This window comes from Alitiscatomonas aceti (assembly GCF_025567195.1).
GTDB lineage: Bacteria > Bacillota > Clostridia > Lachnospirales > Lachnospiraceae > Alitiscatomonas > Alitiscatomonas aceti.
In genome coordinates this window covers 111,395-127,022 of record NZ_JAOQJF010000003.1, presented here as the reverse complement: position 1 = coordinate 127,022, position 15,628 = coordinate 111,395, and the positions used below count along the sequence as shown (strand labels likewise).

The 15,628-nt window shown below is 54.7% G+C and carries 17 protein-coding genes and 1 tRNA gene; 2 read left to right on the top strand and 16 right to left on the bottom strand.

All coding sequences use genetic code 11. The annotated features are described in order from the left end of the window. Positions 1-12 precede the first annotated feature (12 nt). Positions 13-83, bottom strand: a tRNA-Trp gene (locus tag OCV69_RS02390). A gap of 282 nt (positions 84-365) precedes the next feature. Between OCV69_RS02390 and OCV69_RS02385 the strand changes: the two genes are divergently transcribed. Then, complete coding sequence (locus OCV69_RS02385; protein ID WP_158357412.1) at positions 366-611, top strand: HPr family phosphocarrier protein; 246 nt, start codon at positions 366-368, stop codon at positions 609-611. A 74-nt stretch (positions 612-685) separates the two neighbouring features. Here OCV69_RS02385 and OCV69_RS02380 read toward each other — a convergent pair whose 3' ends face one another. From OCV69_RS02380 to OCV69_RS02345, 8 genes are all read right to left on the bottom strand, one after another. Continuing rightward, on the bottom strand, positions 686-1,330 hold the full coding sequence (locus OCV69_RS02380; RefSeq protein WP_158357320.1) for a cyclase family protein: 645 nt from the start codon (positions 1,328-1,330) through the stop codon (positions 686-688). 62 nt (positions 1,331-1,392) lie between these two features. Then, positions 1,393-2,829, bottom strand: coding sequence for a DNA repair protein RadA (gene radA, locus OCV69_RS02375; RefSeq protein WP_158357318.1), 1,437 nt, complete (start codon positions 2,827-2,829; stop codon positions 1,393-1,395). Positions 2,830-2,851: 22 nt separating this feature from the next. Continuing rightward, positions 2,852-3,265, bottom strand: a complete 414-nt coding sequence (locus OCV69_RS02370) for a hypothetical protein (RefSeq protein WP_022274118.1) — start codon at positions 3,263-3,265, stop codon at positions 2,852-2,854. A gap of 72 nt (positions 3,266-3,337) precedes the next feature. Further along, positions 3,338-5,821: an ATP-dependent Clp protease ATP-binding subunit gene (locus tag OCV69_RS02365; RefSeq protein ID WP_158357316.1), complete on the bottom strand. Its 2,484-nt coding sequence runs from the start codon at positions 5,819-5,821 to the stop codon at positions 3,338-3,340. A gap of 22 nt (positions 5,822-5,843) precedes the next feature. Next, a complete protein-coding gene (locus OCV69_RS02360; RefSeq protein WP_158357314.1) occupies positions 5,844-6,878 on the bottom strand; it encodes an ATP--guanido phosphotransferase in 1,035 nt (344 codons plus the stop codon). Beyond that, entirely contained in the window at positions 6,862-7,446 is a 585-nt protein-coding gene (locus OCV69_RS02355; protein WP_158357312.1) for a UvrB/UvrC motif-containing protein, read from the bottom strand. The genes OCV69_RS02360 and OCV69_RS02355 overlap by 17 nt, the downstream gene beginning before the upstream one ends. A 12-nt stretch (positions 7,447-7,458) precedes the next feature. Further along, the gene (locus OCV69_RS02350; protein ID WP_158357310.1) at positions 7,459-7,836 is read right to left on the bottom strand and encodes a GntR family transcriptional regulator; all 378 of its coding nucleotides are present in this window, start codon (positions 7,834-7,836) and stop codon (positions 7,459-7,461) included. A gap of 82 nt (positions 7,837-7,918) precedes the next feature. Further along, on the bottom strand, positions 7,919-8,992 hold the full coding sequence (locus OCV69_RS02345) for an N-acetylmuramoyl-L-alanine amidase family protein (RefSeq protein ID WP_262562941.1): 1,074 nt from the start codon (positions 8,990-8,992) through the stop codon (positions 7,919-7,921). Between the two features lie 111 nt (positions 8,993-9,103). Here OCV69_RS02345 and OCV69_RS02340 point away from each other — a divergent pair, with 111 nt between their 5' ends. Next, the gene (locus tag OCV69_RS02340; RefSeq protein WP_022274124.1) at positions 9,104-9,304 is read left to right on the top strand and encodes a hypothetical protein; all 201 of its coding nucleotides are present in this window, start codon (positions 9,104-9,106) and stop codon (positions 9,302-9,304) included. Positions 9,305-9,410: 106 nt separating this feature from the next. Here the strand turns inward: OCV69_RS02340 and OCV69_RS02335 are convergent, their stop codons facing one another. From OCV69_RS02335 to dapB, 7 genes are all read right to left on the bottom strand, one after another. Further along, on the bottom strand, positions 9,411-10,691 hold the full coding sequence (locus tag OCV69_RS02335) for an adenylosuccinate synthase (protein WP_158357306.1): 1,281 nt from the start codon (positions 10,689-10,691) through the stop codon (positions 9,411-9,413). Positions 10,692-10,817: 126 nt separating this feature from the next. Next, on the bottom strand, positions 10,818-11,720 hold the full coding sequence (locus OCV69_RS02330; protein ID WP_158357304.1) for a LysR family transcriptional regulator: 903 nt from the start codon (positions 11,718-11,720) through the stop codon (positions 10,818-10,820). A 14-nt stretch (positions 11,721-11,734) separates the two neighbouring features. Continuing rightward, on the bottom strand, positions 11,735-13,165 hold the full coding sequence (gene purB, locus OCV69_RS02325) for an adenylosuccinate lyase (RefSeq protein ID WP_158357302.1): 1,431 nt from the start codon (positions 13,163-13,165) through the stop codon (positions 11,735-11,737). Positions 13,166-13,185: 20 nt separating this feature from the next. After that, positions 13,186-13,902, bottom strand: coding sequence for a phosphoribosylaminoimidazolesuccinocarboxamide synthase (purC, locus tag OCV69_RS02320; RefSeq protein WP_158357300.1), 717 nt, complete (start codon positions 13,900-13,902; stop codon positions 13,186-13,188). 121 nt (positions 13,903-14,023) lie between these two features. After that, a complete protein-coding gene (locus OCV69_RS02315; protein ID WP_158357298.1) occupies positions 14,024-14,482 on the bottom strand; it encodes a hypothetical protein in 459 nt (152 codons plus the stop codon). Then, positions 14,412-14,801, bottom strand: a complete 390-nt coding sequence (locus OCV69_RS02310) for a hypothetical protein (protein WP_158357296.1) — start codon at positions 14,799-14,801, stop codon at positions 14,412-14,414. Before OCV69_RS02310 ends, OCV69_RS02315 begins: the two co-directional genes overlap by 71 nt. 57 nt (positions 14,802-14,858) lie before the next feature. Beyond that, complete coding sequence (gene dapB / locus OCV69_RS02305) at positions 14,859-15,611, bottom strand: 4-hydroxy-tetrahydrodipicolinate reductase (RefSeq protein WP_158357294.1); 753 nt, start codon at positions 15,609-15,611, stop codon at positions 14,859-14,861. Positions 15,612-15,628 lie beyond the last annotated feature (17 nt).

Genomic DNA, 15,628 nt, shown 5'->3' with positions numbered 1-15,628 from the left:
TTTTCTAATCAGCAGGGGATGAGGGGCTCGAACCCCCATTTACAGTTTTGGAGACTGCCGCTCTACCATTGAACTAATCCCCTATAAATTTTTCATGAGATTTTTTACTGCCTCTCACGTTTAAAGATGATACCACAGCAGCACCCAAATGTCAATTACTATTTTCCGAAAAATTTAAAAAACTGATGTAATTATTCCTTCCGCTGTCATCAAAATCCTCTCTTTTGGAGAAAAGCCACAGAAAAACCCGGAAAAAGCAAAAAAACTAGTATATTTTGTCGGTTGACTATTGAAATAACAAATGATATAAAGGAAATGAACACGGAAAATCAATAGCATTTATTTTTAAAGGAGTGATACCCATGATGACGCAGAGAAAGATCCGGATCTCTACCATCGCTGAAGCAAAGGACTTTGTAGCCAGAGCCAGTGAGTGTGATTTCGATATTAATATTTTCTACAACCGTGTGATCATCGATGCAAAATCCATCCTTGGAGTCCTCAGCCTGGACTTTACAAAGGTCCTCACTGTGGAATTTAGCGGAGAAAACCCTGGCTTTGAGGAATTTCTGGACGACCACGACGCGGCAAAGATCCACGCTGTGGCATAAAGATCCCGCAGGCCGGAAACACACCGGGGCTGCTGCCAAAGGACATTTTTGTCCCCTGGCGGCAGCCCCATTTTTTATTCGATCCAGGCCACAGCCCTGGCCGGCGCTCCATCGCTGTTTTCGATCTTCATCGGAAAACAGGCAAACCAGAAGAGTCCCTCTCCGCAAAGCTCCAGATCCTTAAGATTCTCAATGTTCACGATCTCACAGTCCTTAAACAGCTTTTTATGGCGGGGAAGGTCTGCATCGTCCATGGGATCCAGTCCGATCACATCGAACCCGATCCCCTTATAATGCCCCTTTATGATGTGATCCAGGACCTCATCATCCACACATGGATAATTTCCAAAATACGCCTCTGTTCCCCAGCGCTTATCCCATCCCAGGTTAAAAAGCAGGAAATCCGCCTCCTCTGCCAGGGCCCCGTATCTCCGGACGCGGTCCATGGTAATGGCGTCTCCCTCCGCAAGGTCCCGGCAGTCGATCACCAGCGCCCGGCCAGTAAACTGCTCTGCCGGAAACTGGTCCAGGGTCGTCCGCCCCTCATATAAATGGGCCGGCGGATCCATATGGGTTCCCGTGTGGGAATACATATGGAGAAGCGTTTCCTTAAATCCATCCTTTTCATAGCTGCTGGCCGGTGAAAGCTCCGGCGTTTCCGTTCCCGGATAAACCGGCATATCCTCCCGGATCGTATGGGTCAGATCGATCACTTTCATTTCATATCCCTCCTCTTTTCCTCCTGGCGATCCGCCGGTCCTGAAGCCGTGTTCCAGCCGCCTTATGTGCGGCTGGGCACCGGCTGGAACGGGAGCTCATCCGTATGGGAAGCCGGGGAAGAAGAAAATACCCCCTCGATGGCCTCCCGTACATTTTCCACTCCAATGAGCCGGATCCGTTTTTCACTCCGGAGCTTCTCCAGGTTGGCCTTTGGGAGCACACAGGCCGTAAAGCCCATCTTCACAGCCTCCGCCACCCGCTGCCCGGCCTGGGAAACGGCCCGGACCTCGCCGGAAAGGCCCACCTCTCCAAAGATCAGCATGCCCGGATCCACCTCCCGGTTCTTGAAGCTGGACACCAGGGCCATGACCACCGCCAGATCCAGGGCCGGCTCATTCATCTTCATGCCGCCGGCGATGTTTACATAAGCGTCGTACCGGCTCATAGCGTAGCCGCACCGCTTTTCCAGGATCGCCAGCAAAATATTGATCCGGTTATAATCCACGCCGTTGGCCGTTCTCCTGGCCATTCCGAAACTGGTGGCCGTCACCAGCGCCTGGACCTCCAGGAGGATGGGCCTGGTCCCCTCCAGAGAGCAGGCCACCACAGCCCCGGAGGCCTCCCTGGGGCGGCCGGAGATCAGCATCTCCGACGGATTTTTCACTTCCTCCAGTCCCTTTTCCTGCATCTCAAACACACCGATCTCGTTGGTGGAGCCGAACCGGTTCTTCACGGCCCTTAAGATCCGGTAGGAATCGTTCCTGTCTCCCTCAAAATACAGCACCGTATCCACCATATGCTCCAGGACCCTGGGACCGGCTACCACGCCCTCCTTGGTCACATGGCCCACGATGAAAATGGTGATCCCCAGCCCCTTGGCGGTCTGCATCAGCAGGTTTGTGGATTCCCGTACCTGGCTGACGCTTCCGGGGGCGGAGGAAATATCCTCCCGGTACATGGTCTGGATGGAGTCAATGATCACCACGTCCGGCTTTCCGTTTTCAATGGCCCCCCGGACCAGATCCAGGTTGGTCTCACAGAGAAACAGAAGCTCCCCGGTGATCGTCCCGATCCGGTTGGCCCGCATCTTGATCTGCTTTAAGGACTCCTCCCCGGAAATATAAAGGACCTTTTTTCCGGCCATGGACAGATTCCGGCAAACCTGGAGTAAAAGGGTGGATTTTCCGATCCCGGGATCTCCGCCCACTAACACCAGGCTTCCCCGGACGATCCCGCTCCCTAAGACCCGGTCCAGCTCCCCAAAGCCGGTGGCCATCCGGTCCTGCTCCTCCAGGGAAATATCCGAGATATGGACAGGGGCAGTGCCCCGGCCTGGGACGCGGACCCTTTCGGCTCCCTGGGATCTCCGTTCCGAGACCACAGGCTCCTCCACAAAGGTATTCCACTCCTTACACGCCGGGCACTGCCCCATCCACTTACCGGATTCATAGCCGCATTCCTTACAGAAAAATACTGTTCCTGTCTTTGCTTTTGCCACTATAATATCCTTTCTTTCCTGCTTACTTCCGGATCACTTTCACTTCCACGGCCTTTCCCTCGGAAAGCTCCACGGAAAGGCTCAGCTTTCCGCTCATGTTGGTCTTCATGCCGCCGATGGCTGCGCCGTCCTCAAACACCTCATATTCCATGTCGTCTTCCAGCTGGATCGTGATCTGGGCGTCCTCTGTTCCCTCCACCTTAAAGGATACCTCTGTGTCCTTTACGGAAAAATCGGTCACTGCAGTTCCCGGAACAGACTCGTATACGAACATGCCGTTGCGCTCCAGTTTTGTGATCTCCTTAAAGGTCTTTACTTTATAAAGATCTCCGTCATGCTCGAAATCCTCGGCTTTGGATTTCACGTCCAGGGAATAATTGCCAAAGCTGATGTTCCCATTCTCTTCTGTACGGATTAATTCATTGATCACTGACATAATACTTAGTCTCCTTTTGTGTATTTCCTAAAACTTCTGCGGTCTTTTATGATCCTTTTTTGATCACTTTTATCATACCACAACCCCATCCTGTTTTCTAGCAGTTTGTGGGTGCCTGGCAGAAAATTTAAGCTGTCCGTCCTTTAAAAGGAGCTTCACCGAATCTCCCTCTCTTACCCTTCCTTCCAGGACGGCCTCCGCCAGCTTATCCTCCACCAGGTTCTGGATGGTACGCCGCAGGGGCCTTGCCCCGTATTTTTCATCATAGCCCTTTTCCACCAGGAAATCCTTCACGTCCTCCCCGGCGTTTAAACGGATGGACATCTGCTGCTTCGTCCGCTTTCCGACGGTATTCAACATAATGGAAACGATCTCCTTCATATGGGTCTTATTGAGGGGATGGAACACGATGATCTCGTCGATCCTGTTTAAAAACTCCGGCTTGAACAGCCGTTTTACCTCATCCATGACCCCCGTTTTCATCCTGGTATACCTGGCCTTTTCATCATCCTGGGAGGTGAAGCCCAGGTGTCTGGGGGCGATGATATTCTCCGCTCCGGCATTGGAGGTCATGATCACGATGGTATTCTTAAAATCGATCTTATGTCCCTGGGAGTCGGTGATATGGCCGTCGTCCAGCACCTGGAGAAGGATATTGAACACGTCGGGATGGGCTTTTTCCACCTCATCAAAAAGGATCACTGAATAGGGATTCCTCCGCACCTTTTCGCTCAGCTGTCCGCCTCCCTCATAGCCCACATAGCCTGGCGGGGAGCCGATCATCTTGGATACGCTGTGCTTTTCCATATATTCGGACATGTCCACCCGGATCAGGGCATTTTCTGTCCCGAACATGGCCTCGGCCAGAGCCTTGCAGAGCTCTGTTTTCCCGACGCCGGTGGGTCCCAGGAATAGGAAGGAGCCGATGGGCCGTCTGGGATCCTTAAGGCCCACTCTCCCCCGCCGGATGGCTTTGGAAACGGCGGTCACGGCCTCCTCCTGGCCCACCACCCGCTCATGGAGGATAGACTCCAGCTTTAAGAGGCGCTCTGTCTCTTCCTCCTTCAGCTTGCTCACGGGGATCTTCGTCCAGCCGGAGACCACGTCCGCGATCTCCTCCTCGTCCACGAAAAGGGGCCTGGAGTTTTTCTCCTCCTCCCACTTTTCCCGGAGCTTCCCGATCTTCTCCCGCTTCTTTTCCTGCTTTTTCTTTATTTCTCCCGCTTCCTCATAGGCCTCGGACCGGATGGCCTCCTCCTTGGCCTTTTCCAGCTCCCTGATCTCTGCCTCCAGCTCCTTTACGCCTCTGGGCTCCACAAAAACCGAAAGCCGCACCTTGGAGGAGGCCTCGTCGATCAGATCGATGGCCTTATCCGGCAGGAACCGGTCGTTGATATACCGGGAGGACAGACGGACGGCCGCTGTCAGGGCGGCGTCGGTGATGGTCACGCGGTGGTGCTCCTCATACCTGGGGCGCAGGCCCTTTAAGATGGCCACAGCCTCCTCCTCTGTGGGCTCCTCCACGGTCACCGGCTGGAACCGGCGCTCCAGGGCCGGGTCCTTTTCGATATACTTCCGGTATTCCTCGATGGTAGTGGCTCCGATCAGCTGGAGCTCTCCCCGGGCCAGGGACGGCTTTAAGATATTGGAGGCGTCCAGGGCCCCCTCTGCGCCGCCTGCGCCGATGATGGTATGGATCTCGTCGATGAACAGAAGCACATTTCCCGCTTCCCGCACCTCGTTCAGCACATTTTTGATCCGTTCCTCAAATTCTCCCCGGTATTTGGAACCGGCCACCATGCCGGAAAGGTCCAGGATCACCACCCGCTTTCCACGGATGGTATCCGGCACATCCCCGGCTGCGATCATCTGGGCCAGGCCCTCGGTCACCGCCGTCTTTCCCACGCCCGGCTCTCCGATGAGGCAGGGGTTATTTTTCGTCCTGCGGCTTAAGATCTGGATCACCCGGCCGATCTCATGCTCTCTTCCGATGACCGGATCCAGCTTTCCCTCTGCTGCCAGCTTTGTAAGATCCCGGCTGTATTCGTCCAGCACCGGCGTATCCGCCTTTCCATCCCTTCCGCTCCGGCCCTGGGCCAGCTCCTCACGGCCGGCGGCTCCTTCCTCTCCCATGGCGGACAGAAGATCGATATAAAGCCTCTGGATATTGATGTTTAATGTATTTAAAAGCCGCACAGCCACACAGTCCGTCTGCTTTAGCATCGCCATAAGGATATGCTCCGTTCCGATGAGCGGGGCATGGAAGCGGACCGCCTCCCTGTAACTGTTTTCCAGCACCTTCCTGGCAATGGGCGTATAGCCCTCCCGGTCACGGATCTGGGTGGGCTGGCTGGAGGACACCAGCTTCTTCTCCAGCTCCAGGACCCGCTCCAGCTTCACGTCTCCGGCCTCCAGGACCCTGGCTGCCGTTCCCGTGCCCTCCTTCATGAGTCCCACCAGGATATGCTCGGTCCCCACAGTCCGGGAACCCGTTTCCTCTGCGGCCTCTGCGGCCAGGATCAGGGCCTCCTTTGCTTTCTCTGTATATCGCTCCATAAAGTTCCTTTCATTCCTCCTGTCAGATGATTTCCGGCAGACGGGCCCTTAAAAAGTCTGCCCGCGCCGCATCCAGCTCCTCACGGCTCAAGGGTCTCTCTGCCTGGCTTAAAAGATTCGCCGGCTGGATCCCCAGCATGAGCCCATAGACGGAGCATGGCTCCTTCATTTTCAGTATCCCGTCGGCAGCTCCCGCCATGATCTGGGATAAAAATTCCATGGCGTCCTTTCTGGTCAGCCTTCTGGCATATTTTAACACTCCATAGGATTTATACGCCTCGTCTGCGCAGGCCACCGGCCTCTGGCCCATGGCAGTCCGCCGGAGCCGCCGTTCCTGGGCGTCCAGCTCCGCCGCCGCTTTGGCCACCAGGTCCACGATCTCCTTTTCCGTCTGTCCCAGGGTCTTCTGGTTGGAGATCTGGTAAAGAGAGCCGGGATTTTCCTCCCCCTCTCCGTAAAGGCCCCGGACCAGGGTCCCGAAACGGCCCATGTCTGAGGTAAGGCTGTTAAAATTCTTCCGCCTGGAAAGGGCCGGCAGGTGTAGGACCACCGACGCCCTGAGCCCTGTTCCCACGCTGGTGGGAAACGACGTCAGATATCCGTATTTTTCATCAAAGGAATATTCAAACCGGCTGCCCAGAAGCTCCTCCATCTGGTCGGCCCGCCGGTAGCACTCTGTCAGGGCGGCTCCCTTTTCCACTGCCTGGATCCGGATGTGGTCGTCGCCGTTTATGGTGATCCCCAGCCGTTCATCCTCAGATAAGACCAGGCCTGCGGCCGCCTTTTTCTTTGAGACCCCGCGGCTTATGGCCCTGCGCTCTAAAAGCGCCGTCCGCTCCAGGTCCGGGATCCGGTCCAGATATAAATAGCGGCTGCGGCTGCCGGAAAAGGCCCCGGACTCCTTCACGCCGTTCATGAGCCTTCCCGTCATTTCCACGCTCTGTTCCTTTGTCATCTTTCCCGGAAAAGGATATTCCCTCCAGTTCCTCACCAGCCGTACCCGGCTGCAGATCACGCTGGAGCCCTCTTTTTCCGGCACATCAAACCATTTTTCCATTCTGGTCTGCTTCCTCCTTCAGTCCCCGGATCTCATCCCGGAGCCTTGCGGCCTCCTGGTAATCCTCTCTCCGGACCGCGTTTTTAAGCTGTAAGGAAAGCCTCTGGATCCGGTCCTCTCCCGCTTCCGGGGCTTTTGCTTCCTGGTCCCCCAGATCTCCCCCGGAGGCCGTCTTTTCTGCCGTGTCCCCATACGCGGCGGGCCGTTTCCCCACATGGCGCTCGCTGCCCTGGAGATGCCGGATATTTTCGCCGATCAGCGGATCGAACACGCTGTAACAGTCCCCGCATCCAAACCGGCTGTTCTTTACAAAGTCCTCATAGGTGGTGCCGCAGACAGGGCAGACCACGCCTGCAAACCGGCTCTCATCCTGGGCTGCATCCGGGATCCCAAGAAGCCCCGAAAGCAGCTTTCCCAGAGGAAATTCTCCCTCAAACAGAGCCGAATACTGCCCCAGGTCCAGCTTTCCGGCACACTGGGCGCAGAGGTTGTGCTCTGTTTTCACTCCTCCGGCCACCTCCACATATTTTACGGTCGCTTCCCGCTTTCTGCATTGTTCGCAAAGCATAGGCTTCCTCCTTTATTCCTGCCCCAGGAACTCATCATAGAGCTCATCCACCAGGGCGTGGACCTGGTCCCGGCCCACATCCCGGCAGATCCCCCGGGCAACGATCAGGGCCAGATCATCCTTCATTTCGTCCATGGCCCTCAGCTTATCCATATCCAGGGCAATGACGGCCCCCCGCCTCCGGTCCAGGCGCAGGAAACCTTCCTGTTTTAACACAGAATATGCTTTATTGACCGTATGCATGTTAATTCCGATCTCGTCCGCAAGCTGTCTCACCGAAGGCAGGCTGTCTCCCTCATGCAGCGTTTCCGTGGCGATGCCCCGGATGATCTGGTTGCAGAGCTGTACATATAAAGCCTCCTCGCTTTCAAAATCGATCTTTAGTATCATCCACTCACCGTCTTTCCTGTAACAACTGTTATATTCATATAGTAACAGCTTGCATCCCATCCGTCAAGCGGTACTTTCTTCCCTAGCGCGTCCTGGTACCGTCCTCGTTCCGGGTGTCCAGGATCTTTTCAAAGATCCAGCAGATGTCGTCCAGCAGCACCTCCATCTGCGGCCGTTTCTCCTCGTCCATATAATCAGCGTACAAAAGGCCGAACATGGTCTGATAATCGTCGTAAAGGGCCTCGGGAATATCCGTCATCTCCGACAGCTCATAGGAGCGGCGGCGCACCCACCAGGAAAAATCGTAATCCCGCAGTTCCTTTTTCATATTCAGGTACATATATTCCCCAAATCCGGCCCAGATGGCGTCCGGCTCGGAAAAACGCAGGTAATGGTCCGCCTTGCTGAGCTTATGGCGGATATAGTACCGGTCTCCGGTCTCCTCATCCTTAACGGCCCCGTAATATCCCTTCTCCGGACAGTAGATGAACTTATAGCCGTCGTCTAAAAACTTCTTTCTCCAACCTGCCGGAAGGGCGTTGATCTTTTCAGCGATCTCGTCTTTTACGGTCTCCTCCACAGAGATCTTTCCTCCATCCTGCCGCTCTGCCGTAATGAAGTACTGCTCGTCGGGCTGGCCGTCCATATTAAAATAGTGGAAGCCCACATATTCGTTTCCCACCATGCTGCCGTCCTCATGGAAATAGAATTTCCGGCCGCCGATGGTCTTTGAGGCTTCCAGGTTCAGAACGCCGGAGGAATTGAACCAGTACCACTTTCCCCCGATCTCCTGCCAGTGGATCCGCACGTTTCCGTTTTCATCATAATAATACCATTTTTCATCCCCGTCGCCGGTGTAGCAGCTCCAGCCCTCCGCCAAAGCGCCTCCGTCCTCAAAAAAGTACCGGAGATTGCCCACCTTCTGCCATCCGGTCTGCATATAAGAATCGGACCCGAAATGGTACCACTCTCCGTCGATATCCTCCCAGGTACCCGCCGCCATGCTTCCATCGGACCGCTCATATTTCCACCGGTTCCCGTCGGGGATCCAGGTCCCGTCGGCTCCAAAGGCGGTGCATACGGCCTGGAGTGAAAAAAGCGCTCCCAGGGCCGCTGCTGCCATCCATTTTCCTTCGTATGGTTTCCTGTTTTTCATATTTCCCTCCAAAAATCTGTTCTCGTCCTTTCCAATCCTCTGTGTCTGCGCTATAATAGCTCCAGTACAGGCAGCCTGCCCATACAATCTGCTTATGAAAGGAGGATCCTCATGAAACGAATCCTTGCCTGGGCCGGGATCCTGGCCGCAGCGGCCGCATTCCTGGCTCTCATCGTCCTGGCTGTCACCGGAGCTCCCGCCAACATCCTCATGGCCCTTGTTTTTGTGGTGATGATCGTTCCCGTCCTTATTTACGGCTTTCTCATGTTCGTAAAGCTGAAAAAAGACGACCGGGATAAGGATATGGAGTAGCTCCATTATACCCTTTTTCCCGGCCGTCTGCAACGGCGCTTTCTTTCCGTTTTCTTACTGTTTTCTGAAACTCTCTTCTGTCCCCGCGCTCTGTGGGGAGCGCCGCTTACCTTCTGAAGATGATGTCGTCCCTTCCCGGTCCGTTGGATACCATGGTCACCGGAACGCCCAGCTCCTCTTCGATGGTCTCCACATATTTCTGGCAGTTTTCCGGCAGCTCCTCGTATTTCTTAATGCCCCGGATCTCACATTTCCATCCCGGAAGTGTTTTATACACCGGCTTTGCTCGCTCCAGATCCGGAGTGGTGGGGAAATCCTTTGTGATCTTCCCGTCGATCTCGTATCCCACACAGATGGGGATCTCATCCAGATATCCCAGAACGTCTAACACCGTCAGGACAGCCTCTGTGGTTCCCTGGACCCGGCAGCCGTACCGGGTGGCCACGGCGTCAAACCATCCCATCCGTCTGGGCCGGCCTGTGGTGGCTCCGAACTCACCTCCGTCTCCGCCCCTGCGCCGCAGCTCGTCAGCCTCGTCTCCGAAGATCTCGCTGACAAAGGCCCCTGCGCCCACAGCGCTGGAATACGCCTTTACAACGGTGGTGATATTTTTGATCTCATAGGGCGGGATCCCGGCGCCGATGGCGCCGTAGGCAGCCAGTGTGGAGGAAGAGGTAACCATGGGGTAGATCCCGTGGTCCGGGTCCTTTAAGGAGCCCAGCTGGCCCTCTAACAGAATATTCTTCCCTTCCTTTAATGCATCATGCAGATATCTGGAAACGTCGCATACATAGGGCGCGATCATCTCTTTATATTCCATCATGGTATCGAACAGTTCTTTCGGATCCAGCAGCGGCTTATGGTATAAATGCTCCAGCAGCACGTTCTTTAAGGCGCATACGTTCTCCAGCTTCTCCATCAGCGCAGTCTCGTCCCCGAACAGCTCACAGACCTGGAAGCCGATCTTTGCATATTTATCTGAATAAAACGGTGCAATGCCCGATTTCGTGGAACCGAAGGACCTTCCCGCCAGTCTGGCTTCCTCGTACGTATCAAACAGGATGTGATACGGCATCATGATCTGGGCCCGGTCTGACACCAGGATCCTGGGCATGGGAACGCCCTTGCTGGTGATGTCCTTCAGCTCGCCGATCAGATACGGGATATTGAGGGCAACCCCGTTTCCGATGATGCTGGTGGTATGATCATAAAAAACGCCGGACGGAAGGATGTGCAGGGCAAACTTCCCATAATCGTTGATGATGGTGTGGCCCGCATTGCTCCCTCCCTGGAAGCGGATGATGATATCGGACTCCTTTGCCAGCATATCGGTGATCTTGCCTTTTCCCTCGTCGCCCCAGTTGGCTCCTACGATTGCTCGAACCATTGTTGATCCTCCTTTGGATGTGTGTCGGTCTGCCAGAGCTCTTTCTGATCTCTGACGCATCCTTAGTGTATACCAGAAAGGTCCATAAGTAAAGAAAATATTGCTTATATTTCCCATAATCCTATATTATATTCCCGATGCTCCCAACACCTCCAGAAACCGTTCCCCTGCCGGAGAAACGGGATTTTTCCGGTCCGTTACAATACAGATCTCCCGGTCCGGCATCCTCTCACCAAAGGTCAGCTCAAAAAGCTCTCCGGCTTCGATCTTCTCCCTGGCAAATTCGTCCATCACACAGCCAATGCCCAGATTCCGCATAGCAAACTGGACCACCATATCGCTGGTGGCCAGCTCAAACTCCGGCTCTAAAAAAACGCCCCGCTCTTCCAGAAACTGGTCCATAAACCGCCGGGTACTGGTATTCTTCTCCAGAAAGATACAGGGCAGGTCCATTAAAGCCCCGTACTCCAGCCGTTTTCCTTTGAGGCTCTGGTACTGGTTCCCAGCCACAAAAACGTTCCGGATCTTTTTCACCGGCCTGACCGCCACCTCCGGTCTGGCGTCGAATGGCGTGCTGACCACACCGAAATCGATCCTTCCCTCATACAGGGACTGGATGGTCTCCGGCGTCGGGGCGTTGGATACCATGACCTTGATATTGGGATACCGGCCATGGAACCGCTCCAGGTGGGGGAGCAGGTAAAACTGCAGGGTCATATCACTGGCCCCGATGCGTACCTCACCCATGTCCAGGTCCACCAGCCGCCTTAACATCCGCTCTCCGTCCAGGAGATTTTCGATCCCCCGCTCCACATAGGGGAACAAAAGCTCCCCCTCGGCCGTCAGCCGGACGCCCTTCTGGGTCCGGATAAAGAGCTGGCTGTTTAACGCCTTCTCCAGCTGTTTCACCGCCTGGCTCACCGCCGGCTGGGAAATGCAGAGCGCCTCTGCCGCAGCGGTGATGCTGCCGAGACGCCCTACATAATAAAACACTTTATAATATTCCGTATTGATACTGCTGGTATCCATGAATAAACGCCAGCCTATACGTTGATCTCAGCCTTGATGCCGAGAAGATCTTTATTTTCCTCCAGAACGGGACGGATCACCTCATCCAGGAACTCCTCCACCTGCTGGGGAGCGCGGCCCACGTACTTTTTCGGGTCCATGGTCTTTTTAAGCTCCTCCAGGGTCAGATTGAAGGACGGGTCTGCGGCGATCAGCTCCAGAAGATTATTGTCCTTGCCTTCCGCCTTTACATTCCTTCCGGCCTCCATGGAAAGCTCCCGGATCCTCTCATGGAGCTCCTGGCGGTCCCCGCCGGCCTTTACTGCATCCATCATGATGTTTTCGGTCGCCATAAACGGCAGCTCGGACATCAGGCGCTTTTCAATGACCTTGGGATATACCACAAGACCGTCCACCACATTGAGGTAAAGGTCCAGGATCCCGTCCACGGCCAGGAAGCCCTCAGGGATGGAAAGCCGCTTGTTGGCAGAATCATCCAGGGTCCGCTCAAACCACTGGGTGGAAGCCACCAGCATGGGGTTCATCATATCTGCCATCACATAGTTGGCCAGGGAAGCGATCCGCTCGCTCCTCATGGGATTTCTCTTATACGCCATGGCAGAGGAACCGATCTGGTTCTTCTCAAAGGGCTCCTCCACTTCCTTTAAGTGCTGGAGGAGACGGATGTCGTTGGAGAATTTATGGGCGCTCTGGGCGATGCCCGCCAGGACGGAGAGCACGCGGCTGTCCACTTTCCGGGAATAAGTCTGGCCGGAAACCGGGAAGCAGCCCGTAAAGCCCATCTTTTCCGCGATCATCTGATCGGCCTTCCGGCATTTTTCATGGTCCCCGTCAAACAGCTCCAGGAAGCTGGCCTGGGTTCCGGTGGTCCCCTTGGAGCCTAACATCTTCATGGAGGAGATCACATAGTCCAGGTCGTCCAGATCCAGCTTTAACTCCATAAGCCATAAGGTGGCCCGCTTTCCCACGGTGGTGGGCTGGGCCGGCTGGAAATGAGTGAAGGCCAGGGTGGGCTGGTCCTTATACTTCTCCGCAAAGGAAGCCAGCTCCGCCATCACGTTCACCAGCTTCTTCCTCACCAGCTTAAGGGCCTCTGTCATCAGGATAATGTCCGTATTGTCCCCCACATAGCAGGAGGTGGCGCCCAGGTGGATGATCCCCTTGGCGTTGGGACACTGGAGTCCGTAGGCGTATACGTGGGACATAACGTCGTGGCGTACCAGCTTTTCCCTTTCCTTTGCCACATCGAAGTTAATATCGTCCTTGTGGGCCTTCAGCTCGTCGATCTGCTCCTGGGTGATCGGCAGGCCCAGCTCCTTTTCCGTCTCAGCCAGGGCGATCCAGAGCTTTCTCCAGGTGCGGAATTTCTTTTCCGGGGAGAAGATGTACTGCATTTCCCTGCTTGCATATCTCTCAGAGAGAGGGCTTTGGTATCTGTCGTACATGATATTCCTCTTTTCCTATACTATTTTCTGTCCTCGATCCCAAGGCGTCTGAATACCTCGTTGTATGCGTCCTCCACGTTGCCCATGTCTCTTCTGAAGCGGTCCTTGTCTAGCTTCTCATGGGTCTCCTTATCCCAGAGACGGCAGGTATCCGGGGAAACCTCGTCAGCCAGGATGATCTGGCCCTTGTGGCGGCCGAACTCGATCTTAAAGTCCACCAGGTCGATGCCCAGGCTGTCAAAATATTTCTTCATCACTTCGTTTACCTTGAAGGCGTATTCTGTGATGGTGTCGATCTCTTCCTCAGTGGCCAGCTCCAGGGACAGGGCATAATATTTATTGATGAACGGATCGTGAAGGTCGTCGTTCTTATAGCTGAACTCCAGAGTGGGGCGCTTGAACACGATGCCCTCTTCCACACCCATCTTTTTTGCAAAGCTGCCGGCAGTGATATTCCGGATGATGACCTCCAAAGGAACGATCTCCACCTTCTTTACTGCTGTTTCCCGGTCGGAAAGCTCCTCCACGTAATGGGTGGGGATCCCCTCCTTCTCCAGAAGCTTGAAGATGTGGTTGGTCATGCGGTTGTTGATGGCTCCCTTGCCGACGATGGTGCCCCTTTTCAGACCGTCCATGGCAGTGGCGTCATCCTTATAATCTACGATCAAGATGTCAGGATCTTCTGTTGTATAAACCTTTTTTGCTTTTCCTTCGTACAGTAAATCAACTTTTTTCATTCCTTTGCCCATCCTTTTCTTTTGATAGTTGGTAACTGGTTCATTTATAAGCTGTTCAAATAAAACAGCAACAGTTCAGAAGGAATTATAATACATCATTCTGGGAAAATCAAGAATAACTTTACGGCCCGGCTGTTTCCGTCTCTGTTTTTCTGTGAAACCAGAACAGGGGGCCTCCGGACTCGATCCCAATGCCGAACACCTCGCCTGACCGGTCCCCCTCCAGCTCCGGCGGACCGTCTGCCGTTTCCCTTGAAACCTCCACCACTGTATGCCCCTTTATATAGAAAGAAGCCGCTGCCAGAAGCTCCAGGACCAGCAGGAGCCTTATGAAAAACCAGAACGCTTTCCTTCTTTTTTCTCTTCTGTATCCATGCCGCCACGGATGGTACGGCCTGTATACATAGCGGATGGCTCCACCTCCTTTTCCTATGTAACCAGAATACCATATTTCCCTGGGAATAAAAAGAGGGAGTCCCACATTTTTCGTGTTACTCCCTGTCCCCTGTTTACTGGCCGCCTGCGGTGCCGGATGCCCCGCCTCCCGTGGTCTGGCCGGACGTTCCGTCCCCGGTCCCATGGGATGTGCCGTTTTCTCCTGCCCCGGTGGTCCCGGTGGTGATCTCCTCCATTCCATCCTTCACATCATCCACCATATCCCGGATGACGCCGCCGCTCTCTCCGTCTGTCCCGCTTTCGCCGGATGGAAGGTCAACGCCTGTGGCCGAGGTCCCGGGCACCTCCTCTGTGGCCCTGCTTCCGGGAGCCGTGGAAGACTCCTCCCGTCCGGAGCTTTGTCCTGCGGTGCTTCCATTGGTATCATTTCTTCCGCAGGCAGCGGCCGCACAGACAACAGCAGCCAGCATAATGCCAAAAGTGATCCGTCTGATCTTTTCCATAATAAAAAATCTCCTTTCTTTCTGCCTTAGTATGCACGAAAGAAAGGAGAATATGTATCAGCCGATCACATCGGCCATGTCGTACATGCCCGGAGCTTTTCCTGCCAGGAATTTGGCTCCCTGAACTGCGCCCTTGGCAAAGATGGCCTTGGAATACGCCGTATGCTGGAAGGTGACCACCTCGTCCTGTCCCGCAAAAATCACGTCGTGCTCGCCCACAATGGAGCCGCCGCGGATGGCCTGGATGCCGATCTCTTTTTTATCGCGCTTCACACGCTCGGCAGTCCTGTCGTATTTATAGTGGTATTCGTTCCCCAGGCTCTCATTGACCACATCGGCCAGGGCCAGGGCCGTTCCGCTGGGAGCGTCCACCTTCTGGTTGTGGTGCTTCTCCAGGATCTCGATATCAAAGCCCGCCTCTGCCAGCACAGGAGCCGCCTGCTTTAAGATCTTAAATAAAAGGTTCACACCCAGGGACATATTGGCGGACCGGAGTACCGCCGTGGTCTCTCCAAGGGCCTTCACCCGCTCCAGCTGCTCCTCCGAAAGCCCTGTGGTACATAAGACCACCGGCGTCTTCGTTTTTTCACAGTAAGCCACAACGCCGTCCGTGGCCTTCGCAGAAGAAAAATCGATGACCACATCGGCCGCCGGACACTGGTCCAGGGTTTCGTATACCTCATAATCTGCCAGCTTTAAGGGATTCACGTCCACACCGGCCACGATCCGGATCCCGTCGTCCTTTGAAACGATGTCCGTGATCACCCGGCCCATGGCTCCGTTGCAGCCGTTTAAGATCGCATTTACCATAATTATGCCTCCAAAAC

What these genes read in the sequence shown, in the direction of transcription:
- OCV69_RS02385 (WP_158357412.1), top strand. Translation starts at nt 366, where the DNA reads ATGACGCAGAGAAAGATCCGGATCTCTACCATCGCTGAAGCAAAGGAC.
- OCV69_RS02380 (WP_158357320.1), bottom strand. Translation starts at nt 1,330, where the DNA reads ATGAAAGTGATCGATCTGACCCATACGATCCGGGAGGATATGCCGGTT.
- OCV69_RS02370 (WP_022274118.1), bottom strand. Translation starts at nt 3,265, where the DNA reads ATGTCAGTGATCAATGAATTAATCCGTACAGAAGAGAATGGGAACATC.
- OCV69_RS02365 (WP_158357316.1), bottom strand. Translation starts at nt 5,821, where the DNA reads ATGGAGCGATATACAGAGAAAGCAAAGGAGGCCCTGATCCTGGCCGCA.
- OCV69_RS02360 (WP_158357314.1), bottom strand. Translation starts at nt 6,878, where the DNA reads ATGGAAAAATGGTTTGATGTGCCGGAAAAAGAGGGCTCCAGCGTGATC.
- OCV69_RS02355 (WP_158357312.1), bottom strand. Translation starts at nt 7,446, where the DNA reads ATGCTTTGCGAACAATGCAGAAAGCGGGAAGCGACCGTAAAATATGTG.
- OCV69_RS02350 (WP_158357310.1), bottom strand. Translation starts at nt 7,836, where the DNA reads ATGATACTAAAGATCGATTTTGAAAGCGAGGAGGCTTTATATGTACAG.
- OCV69_RS02345 (WP_262562941.1), bottom strand. Translation starts at nt 8,992, where the DNA reads ATGAAAAACAGGAAACCATACGAAGGAAAATGGATGGCAGCAGCGGCC.
- OCV69_RS02340 (WP_022274124.1), top strand. Translation starts at nt 9,104, where the DNA reads ATGAAACGAATCCTTGCCTGGGCCGGGATCCTGGCCGCAGCGGCCGCA.
- OCV69_RS02335 (WP_158357306.1), bottom strand. Translation starts at nt 10,691, where the DNA reads ATGGTTCGAGCAATCGTAGGAGCCAACTGGGGCGACGAGGGAAAAGGC.
- OCV69_RS02330 (WP_158357304.1), bottom strand. Translation starts at nt 11,720, where the DNA reads ATGGATACCAGCAGTATCAATACGGAATATTATAAAGTGTTTTATTAT.
- purB (WP_158357302.1), bottom strand. Translation starts at nt 13,165, where the DNA reads ATGTACGACAGATACCAAAGCCCTCTCTCTGAGAGATATGCAAGCAGG.
- purC (WP_158357300.1), bottom strand. Translation starts at nt 13,902, where the DNA reads ATGAAAAAAGTTGATTTACTGTACGAAGGAAAAGCAAAAAAGGTTTAT.
- OCV69_RS02315 (WP_158357298.1), bottom strand. Translation starts at nt 14,482, where the DNA reads ATGGGACCGGGGACGGAACGTCCGGCCAGACCACGGGAGGCGGGGCAT.
- OCV69_RS02310 (WP_158357296.1), bottom strand. Translation starts at nt 14,801, where the DNA reads ATGGAAAAGATCAGACGGATCACTTTTGGCATTATGCTGGCTGCTGTT.
- dapB (WP_158357294.1), bottom strand. Translation starts at nt 15,611, where the DNA reads ATGGTAAATGCGATCTTAAACGGCTGCAACGGAGCCATGGGCCGGGTG.